Origin of the sequence: Sphingomonas sp. CCH10-B3 (assembly GCF_001556185.1) — a bacterium.
Taxonomy (GTDB): Bacteria; Pseudomonadota; Alphaproteobacteria; order Sphingomonadales; family Sphingomonadaceae; genus Sphingomonas; species Sphingomonas aquatica.
This window is the reverse complement of sequence record NZ_LSIJ01000064.1, coordinates 113,103-121,546: the sequence shown is the minus strand read 5'-3', so window position 1 is coordinate 121,546 and position 8,444 is coordinate 113,103. Positions and strand designations below refer to the sequence as shown.

The following is an 8,444-nucleotide window of genomic DNA, read 5'->3' as shown; positions in this document are numbered from 1 at the left end:
ACCCCCAGCCCCTCCCGCACGCGGGAGGGGAGTTATGTCGCGCTGTCGAGCGACTCCACCGTCAGGCTTTCGTTGGTGTAGACGCAAATGTCCGCCGCGACCTTCATCGCTTTGCGCGCAAGCGTTTCGGCATCCGGCTCGTAGTCAGTGAGCGCGCGCGCAGCAGCCAACGCGAAATTGCCGCCCGATCCGATCGCCGCAATCCCCGCTTCGGGTTCCAGCACGTCGCCATTGCCGGTCAGGATCAGCGTCACATCCTTGTCCGCCACGATCATCATCGCTTCGAGATTGCGGAGATATTTGTCGGTCCGCCAGTCCTTGGCGAGCTCGACTGCCGCGCGCAGCAGCGCACCGTGGTGCTGCTCGAGCTTGCGCTCGAGCCGTTCGAACAGCGTGAAGGCATCGGCCGTCGCGCCCGCAAAGCCGCCGATCACCGACCCGTCACCAAGCCGCCGCACCTTCCTTGCATTGGGCTTCATCACGGTCTGGCCCATCGAGACCTGGCCATCGCCGATGATCACGACCTTGCCGCCGCGTCGCACGGAAAGGATTGTGGTGCCGTGCCACACCGTCGTTCGTTCACTCATGAAGCGCGATGTGGGTGGCGCTCGGCCCGGCTGCAATGCCCTCTAGCGATCGTGCTTCTCGAGAAACGCCACGCTGTCGGCGAGCGTCGGGGCATTGCCGCGGAACGGCTTGGACAGGCCCATGATCGGGTCGTTGTGGTTGGCGCCCGCATAGTCGCGCTGGTCGAACACCGCGCCGACCGCCTTCAGCCGTGCCGCAAGCGCGGGCGCATTGCGCGGTTTGACGACGTCGTCGGCGGTGCCCTGCATGATCAGCAACGGCGGCGCATCGGCGCGCGCGAAATTGACTGGCTGGGTCTCGGCCGGGCGCGGCCAGCCGCCGAATGCCGCCCTGGTCGAGGGGCCATCGAACGGATAGAAATCGAAGGGGCCGGCGAGCAATAGCCCCGCGCGAATGATCTTGGGATCGACGCCGATGTCGCGCAAATAATGCGCATCGAGCGCGACCATCGCCGCGTTATAGGCGCCCGCCGAATGCCCCGCCACCGCGATTCGGCCCGGATCGCCGCCGAACTCGGTGATGTGATCGCGCGTCCATTTCACGGCGAGCGCACTGTCCTGCACGAAGGCGGGGAAGCGCACCTTCGGCACCAGCCGGTAATCGGGAATGACGACGACATAGCCGCGCGCAGCAAAGGCCCGGCCCACGAAACCATAATGACTGCGCGAGCCCAGCGCCACGATCCGCCATAATAGAAGATCAGCACCGGCAGCTTCTTGCCCTGCGCATTGGCGGGCGCCCAGACGTCGAGCTGCTGGCGGGGTTGGTCGCCGAAACGCACGCCTTCGGCGACGCGCGCCGAGTCGCCCTCGCTGCCCATCATGCCGTCGATCAGGTCGAGCTGGCGCGGCGGCGAGACGAAGAAGAAAAACGCCGCCGCCGCAAGGCCGACGATCACGATCACGCCAAGCGCGATTTTCCAATAGGCCATTCATTCCCCCCGCGTTTCGCCAAGCTTGGCGGGCGGCGCGCGCCGGGGCAAGCACGACGTGCGATTGCCTCGGTCGGCGAACGCGCTTAGCGTTGCCCCCAACGAAAATCGGGGAGGCTGCGATGCGGAAAACGGCTCTGGGCGCGCTGGCGCTTGCACTTGTCATCGGCGCACCGGCGGCGGCGAAAGGGTCGCGCTACAGCGCGACGATCACCCGCACCAGCTATGGCATTCCGCACATCAAGGCCGCCAATTGGGGCGGCGCCGGTTATGGCATCGGCTATGCCTATGCCGAAGACAATCTCTGCCTGCTCGCCGAGGAATTCGCGACCGTCGCGGGCGATCGCTCGCGCTTCTGGGGGCCGACCGAGAAGGCGACGCTCGGGTTCGAGAAGATCGACAATCTGTCGTCGGACATTTTCTTCCGCGCGATGATCGACCTGCCGGCGCTCAAGCGCGGGCTCGCCAAGCGGCCGGCGCGCGAGACGGCGCTGCTCGCGGGCTATGCGGCGGGCTACAACCGGCGGCTGAAGGATCTTGGCCCGGCGGGCGTGCCCGAGGCCTGCCGCGGCAAGCCCTGGGTGCGGCCCATCACCACCGACGACATGCTGCGGATCGGCGAGAAGCAGGTGCTGCTCGCAAGCTCGCTCGCGCTCGCCGCGTTCATCGTCAACGCCCAGCCGCCGGGCAAGCCACAGGCGGCCAACCTGCCCGAAACGCTGCCGGGCGACCGCGACATCGGCTTCGGCAGCAACGGCTGGGCATTCGGCGCCGAGGTGACGACGAACGGCAAGGGCCTTGTCGTCGGCAATCCGCATTTCCCGTGGAACGGCCCGTCGCGCTTCTGGGAAATGCACGTCACCATTCCGGGCGAAATCGACGTGATGGGGGTGGGCCTTGCGGGGACGCCGCTGGTCGCGCTCGGCTTCAACAAGGATGTCGCCTGGACGCACACGGTGACCGCGGCGCAGCATTTCACCGGATTCGAGCTGCAGCTCGATCCCAATGATCCGACGACCTATCTGGTCGACGGCAAGCCCGAGAAGATGCGCACGATCAACGTCAGCGTCCCGATGGGCGATGGCAAACCGCCGGTGACGCGCACGCTCTACGCCAGCCGCTTTGGCCCGGTCATCACGATCCCGCTGCTCGGGCTCGGCTGGAGGGCCGACAAGGCCTATGCCGTGCGCGACGCCAATTACGACAATGACCGCAGCATCACGGCGTGGATCGCGATCGGCAAGGCGAGGTCGGTTGCCGATGTAAAGGCGGCGGTGTCGTCGACGCTCGGCATTCCGTGGGTGAACACGATCGCTGCCGACCGGGCGGGCAATGTGCTCCACGCCGATGTCACCGCCGCTCCCAACGTCTCGATCGCAAAGGCGAAGGACTGCGCGACGCCGGCGTCGGCGGCGGTCGCCAGCCGCTTCGTGCTGCTCGACGGGCGGCGCTCGGCCTGCGACTGGGACGATACCCCGGGTACCGCCGCCAAGCGGCTGATGCCCGCGAGTGAACAGGCGATCTGGGAACGCCGCGATTATGTCGCCAATTCGAACGACAGCTATTGGCTGAGCAATGCCAGCGCGCCTTATCGCCAGCTCTCGCCGGTGCTCGGGGCATGGGGCACGCAGCGCACTTTGCGCACGCGCTCGGGGCTCGTCGAACTCGCGCGGCGGTTTGACGGCAGCGATGGGCTCGGCGGCACCAAGGTCGATCAGGCCAAGGCCGAGGAGATGGCGTTCGCCAACAAGAGCCTCGCCGCCGAGCTCGCGCTCGATCCGGTGCGGGCGCTGTGCGCGGGCAAGGCGGAAGTCGCGCAGGCCTGCGCCGCGCTCAACCTGTGGGACGGCCGGTTTAATGTCGACAGCCGGGGCGCAGTGGTGTTCGCGGCCTTCTGGCCGGCTGCCAGCCGCATTGCGGGGATCTGGCAAGTGCCGTTCGATCGCGCCGATCCGGTCCACACCCCGCGCGGGCTGGTGACGAGCGGCGATGTCGGCGCGAAGCTGCTGAAGGTGCTGGCCGATACGCAGGCGCGGCTGCTGAAGGATGGCTTCAAGCTCGACGCGCGCTGGGGCGACACGCATTTCGCGGTGCGCGGCGCCGAGCACATCCCGGTGCATGGCGGCGACGGGCAATTGGGCGTGCTCAACGTCCAGCAAAGCGCGCCCGAGGCGGGCGGGCTCGTTCCCTTCCACGGATCGAGCTATGTTCAGGTCGTGACGTTCGATGACGCCGGGCCGGTCGCCGATGCGGTGCTCAGCTATTCGCAGTCGACCGATCCCGCCTCGCCGCATTATGCCGACCAGACGCGGCTCTATTCGGCGAAAAAGTTCGTGCGGTTGCCGTTCAGCGCAGCGGCGATCGCGGCGGATGCACAGGGCAAGACGCGGACGATCAGCGAGTGATCGATCTCGCCGACCCGGTTAGCTAACCCGTTCGTGTCGAGCGAAGTCGAGACACGGGAGGCGGGTCAATCGCTTGTGGCCCGTCCCTCGACTGCGCTCGGGACGAACGGGCTGGGTGGGGGCACGGTTTACCCCAACCCCTGCGTCCGCGCCCAGTTCAGGAACAGCTCGGGCCAGCGTTCGACGGGTTTCCCCATCGCGCGGCGCAGGCCGAAGCCGTGGCCGCCGTGCGTGAACAGATGCGTTTCGACCGGCACGCCCTTCGCTTTCAGCGCGGCACGCAGCCGCAGGCTGTTCTCGACCGGAACCGTCGCATCGTCCTCGGCATGGACGAGGAAGGTCGGCGGCGTCGCGCTCGTCACCTGATCCTCGGGCGAATGCGCCGCTTCCAGTGCCGAGGTCGGGTTCGGCCCAAGCAGCAGGTCGCGCGAGCCGGGATGCGCAAACGGCAGCCGCATTGATTGGACCGGGTAGATGGGGGCGGCGATATCGGGCCGCGTCGCAAGCCCATCCGCCGCATCGACCGGGGCATAGGTGCTCGCCGCGAAGCGCGTCGCCAGATCGGCGCAGACATGCCCGCCCGCCGAAAAGCCCATCGCCGCCACCCGATCGGGCATGATGCCATAATCGCGGGCGCGCGACCGGATCAGCCGCATCGCCCGCTGCGCGTCGCTGAGCGCGACATCGGGGCCCGCCGCCCAGCCTTCCCCCGGCAGCCGGTAGAACAGCACGAAGCAGGTCCAGCCGCGCGCCCCGAGCCAGCGGGCGATCTCATGGCCTTCCTTGTCGATCACCACCCAGCGATAGCCGCCGCCCGGCGTGATGAGCGCGGCGCTGCCGTTCGGGATTTCGGGGCGGAACACGACCATGCGCGGGCGGCTGATGCCGAATACCGCGCGGTCGGTGAGCGTCGCGTCCTTGCTGCGTTCGTTGACGGTTTCGACCAGCGGCTTGGCGGGGGCACCGGGCGCGCCCTTGGGCCAGAGGTCGATCGTCTCATCGGGTTCGGGCAAGCCTGCTACAGGGGCCTTGGCGCCGACCCGCGGGGGGAGCGTCTGCGCACCCGCGCCGCCCGCAAGCCCCAGCGCGAGCGATCCGATCAGGGCTTGGCGGCGGTCGATCATGTCAGCTCCCCGGCTGGATATAGGGCACGCGCGCGAACAGCTCGCGCTGCCATGCGCGCGGGTTGCTTTCAGGGCGCGAGCGCGCGTCGAAGATCATCGTGCTGCGGTTGGCGAGATCGTACTTCGGCCAGCGCGGCAGGCCCGGATGGTTGGGATCGCCAGTCCTGGCAAAGGCGACGAAGCTGTCCTGCATCGCTTTCGACGCCGCCCGCGCGTCGGCGGCGGTGCCAGTCTGCGAGCCTTCGGCGCCGAGCGTGCCGAACACCAGCGGAATGTCGATCGTGTGCATCGCCCGGCGGCGCGGATCGACGCGCGCGGCGAAATCGACCTGATAGACCCACGTCGGGGCGCCCGCCGCGGCGCGCGCTTCGGCCTCGATCACTTGCCCGCGCCAGCTCCGCCCACAGGTGGTTGCGTCATAGAAAATGTCGACCGGCGACCAGTCGGGGAAGCGCGCGCGATACTGCGCGATCACCCATTCGGGCAGGATGTCGATGCGCAGTTCGGGCGCGATCCGCTCGGCGAGATTGTCCCACGTCAGCGTCTTCACCTTGTCCGAATCCGGCGAGATGAACGCGCGCGTTTCGTCATGCGTATTGCCTAGGATCATCGGGATGCTGCGCGATTGCGGCGCAGCATTGGGCCAGAACGGGTGGCGCGTCAGCCACTTCATGTCGAGCACCGGGCCGAAATAGACACCGCCACCGAGGATGGGATCGGTCGCCGTCAACCCTTCGACCAGCTTCTCGACCGGCATCGTCAGCAGCGGCGACAGGTCACGTTCGCTGACACCCAGTTTCGCCAGATAAGCGCGGGTGCGAGCCGTCGCGTTGAGCGGTCCAGAGGCAGTGACCTGCTGCCCGCTCATCGTCGCTGCGCGTTGGAAAAGCCCCTGCGCGGCGGGCATCGCCATCATCGTCGCGATCTTGGCCCCGCCGCCCGACTGGCCGAACACCATGACGCGATTGGGGTCGCCGCCGAAGGCCGCGATATTACGCTTCACCCATTGCAGCGCGAGAATTAGGTCGAGCTGGCCAAGGTTGCCGCTGTCGGGGAAGCGTGGGTCGAGCCGCGCGAGGTAGAGATAGCCGAGCGCATTGAGCCGGTGGTTGACCGTCACCACGACGCAGTCACCGCGCGCCGCAAGCGCCTGCCCGTCGTTGAGCGGATCGGTGACGCTGCCGTTCGAATAGGCGCCGCCGTGGATGTACAGCATCACCGGCAGCTTGGCGGCGGGGCGCGGCGCGCTGGTCCAGACGTTGAGGAACAGGCAATCCTCGGACTGCACGCCGTAACGGGTGCCGCTCTGCGGCGCGACCGGGCCGAAGCTCAGCGCCTCTATGCGCTCGCCGGGTCGGGCGACCGGTGTGGGCGCGCGGAAACGTTCCGCGCGGCCGTAGCGAATGCCCTTGAAGCTCGCGACCCCCTCCGACACGCTGCCGAGGAAGTCCCCCGCCGGTGCCGACACGACAGGCTTTGCTGCGCCCGCCCTTGCAGCAAAAGGGTGCAGCATGAGCGCAGCAGAACCGCCCGCGATCAGCGCGCGGCGGTCGATCTCACCGCCGGACATCGAGCCCGCCGGCCAGATAGGCGTCGATATCGGCCTGACGGAACAGGCTGGCATCGCCCGGCAGCGAATGTTTGAGCGCAGCGAGCGCGAGACCGGTGCGCGCGGCATCCTCGATCGACCCGCCGCTGCGCAGCGCGTGCAGCACGCCCGCCGCAAAGGCATCACCGCCGCCGATCCGGTCGACGATCCCGGCGAGCACGACCTCGTCGGTCTGCGCATGCGCGTCGCGCGTATCGATCCGCGCCGACAGCCGGTGGAGATCGACATGTTCGACATGCCGCGCGGTCGAGGCGATCGTCTGGAGCTTGGGGAAGGCCGCGAATGCGGCTTCGGTTGCCGCGCGCCGCCGCTCCTCGCCCTCGCCGGCGAAGTCGCGGTCGAGCATCAGCGCAATGTCGCGGTGGTTCCCGAACAGCAGGTCGGCGTGGCTGACAAGTTCGTGCAGGATGGCGCGCGGGTTCGAGTCCCAGCGTTCCCACAGTTTCGCGCGGTAATTGCCGTCGAACGATACCGCGATGCCGCGCGCGCTTGCGACTTGCGCGGCCGCCAGCGCGGCTTCCGCCGGGACCGGGCCGAGCGCGGGCGTGATCCCCGACAGATGCAGCCGGTCGACCTCGTCGAGCAGCGTGTCCCAATCCCAATCCGCCGCCGGCGTTTCGGCGAAAGCCGAATGGGCGCGGTCGTAGATGACTTCGGTCGCGCGCATCCCCGCGCCCGAAGTGACGAAATAGAGCCCCATCCGCTCGCCGCGCAGCTGGATACCGCGCGTGTCGATTCCGTGCCCGCGCAGGCTCGCCACCGCCGCACGGCCGAGATCATTGTCCGGCACCGCGCTGACAAAGTCGACATCGTGCCCCAGGCGCGCGAGCGCGGTCGCGACATTGGCCTCGGCCCCCGCTACCCACACGTCGAGCTTGGGCGTCTGGAGCAGCAGTTCGCGCCCCGGCGGCGAGAGGCGCAGCATGATTTCACCGAAAGCGAGGAATTTACCCATCACCGCGCCAGCCATCCGCCGTCGACCGCCAGGATATGCCCCTGCACATAATCCGACGCCGATGACGCAAGGAACACCGCCGCGCCGCCCAGATCGCTCGCCGCCCCCCAGCGCCCCGCCGGAATCCGGTCGAGAATCGATTTGTTGCGGACTTCGTCGGCTTGCAGTGCAGCAGTATTGTTGGTCGCGATATAGCCCGGCGCGATTGCGTTGACGTTGACGCCCTTGGCTGCCCATTCATTGGCGAGCAGCTTGGTCAGCCCGCCAATCCCCGATTTGGAGGCAGTGTAGCTCGGCACGCGAATGCCGCCCTGAAACGTCAGCATCGACGCGATGTTGATGATCTTGCCCGATCCCTGCGCGATCATGTGCCTTCCCGCTGCCTGACACAGGAAGAACACGCTTTTCAGGTTGGTGTCGACCACCGCGTCCCAATCGGTTTCGGTAAAGTCGACCGCGTCGGCGCGGCGGATGATGCCGGCATTGTTGACGAGAATGTCGACTTTGCCGAACTTGTCCGCAGCTTCGTCCACAATCCTGCCCACAGGTTCGATCGTCGACAGATCCGCCGCGATCAGCGCGCCGCGCCGCCCGAGCGCCTCAATCTGCGCGAGCGTTTCGTCGGCGGGGGTGCGCCCGACACAGGCGACATCGGCGCCGGCGGCGGCGAGCGCGACCGCAATGGCCTGGCCGATGCCGGTATTGGCGCCGGTGACGATCGCGGCCTTGCCGGTCAGGTCGAAGGGGTGGATCATCCGCAAAACTCCCCCCTCCCGCTTGCGGGAGGGGCTGGGGGTGGGCCTTTCCGCTCTACCGAGAGCGGCTCTATTGG

General features: G+C 67.8%; 8 protein-coding genes. 1 reads left to right on the top strand and 7 read right to left on the bottom strand.

Features of this window, described 5'->3' with window-relative positions; translation table 11 throughout:
* Window positions 1-32: 32 nt before the first annotated feature.
* From hslV to AX672_RS19080, 3 genes are read right to left on the bottom strand one after another with little or no spacing between them, the layout of a single operon-like run.
* Window positions 33-587, bottom strand: coding sequence for an ATP-dependent protease subunit HslV (gene hslV, locus AX672_RS11630; RefSeq protein WP_066651556.1), 555 nt, complete (start codon window positions 585-587; stop codon window positions 33-35).
* A 42-nt stretch (window positions 588-629) separates the two neighbouring features.
* On the bottom strand, window positions 630-1,235 hold the full coding sequence (locus tag AX672_RS11625) for an alpha/beta hydrolase (protein WP_231731305.1): 606 nt from the start codon (window positions 1,233-1,235) through the stop codon (window positions 630-632).
* A complete protein-coding gene (locus tag AX672_RS19080) occupies window positions 1,127-1,519 on the bottom strand; it encodes a hypothetical protein (RefSeq protein ID WP_231731304.1) in 393 nt (130 codons plus the stop codon). Before AX672_RS19080 ends, AX672_RS11625 begins: the two co-directional genes overlap by 109 nt.
* Window positions 1,520-1,641: 122 nt before the next feature.
* Between AX672_RS19080 and AX672_RS11620 the strand changes: the two genes are divergently transcribed.
* Window positions 1,642-3,924: a penicillin acylase family protein gene (locus tag AX672_RS11620; protein WP_066651554.1), complete on the top strand. Its 2,283-nt coding sequence runs from the start codon at window positions 1,642-1,644 to the stop codon at window positions 3,922-3,924.
* Window positions 3,925-4,052: 128 nt separating this feature from the next.
* On the opposite strand, the gene AX672_RS11615 is transcribed toward AX672_RS11620, so the two are convergent.
* Genes AX672_RS11615 through kduD form a run of 4 tightly spaced genes read right to left on the bottom strand, consistent with a single transcriptional unit; the run spans window position 4,053 to window position 8,367 of the window.
* Complete coding sequence (locus tag AX672_RS11615; RefSeq protein ID WP_066651552.1) at window positions 4,053-5,048, bottom strand: alpha/beta hydrolase; 996 nt, start codon at window positions 5,046-5,048, stop codon at window positions 4,053-4,055.
* A 1-nt stretch (window position 5,049) separates the two neighbouring features.
* On the bottom strand, window positions 5,050-6,618 hold the full coding sequence (locus tag AX672_RS11610; protein ID WP_066651550.1) for a carboxylesterase/lipase family protein: 1,569 nt from the start codon (window positions 6,616-6,618) through the stop codon (window positions 5,050-5,052).
* Window positions 6,605-7,612, bottom strand: coding sequence for a sugar kinase (locus AX672_RS11605; RefSeq protein WP_066651591.1), 1,008 nt, complete (start codon window positions 7,610-7,612; stop codon window positions 6,605-6,607). Before AX672_RS11605 ends, AX672_RS11610 begins: the two co-directional genes overlap by 14 nt.
* Entirely contained in the window at window positions 7,612-8,367 is a 756-nt protein-coding gene (gene kduD, locus AX672_RS11600) for a 2-dehydro-3-deoxy-D-gluconate 5-dehydrogenase KduD (RefSeq protein ID WP_066651548.1), read from the bottom strand. Before kduD ends, AX672_RS11605 begins: the two co-directional genes overlap by 1 nt.
* Between the last annotated feature and the right edge of the window lie 77 nt (window positions 8,368-8,444).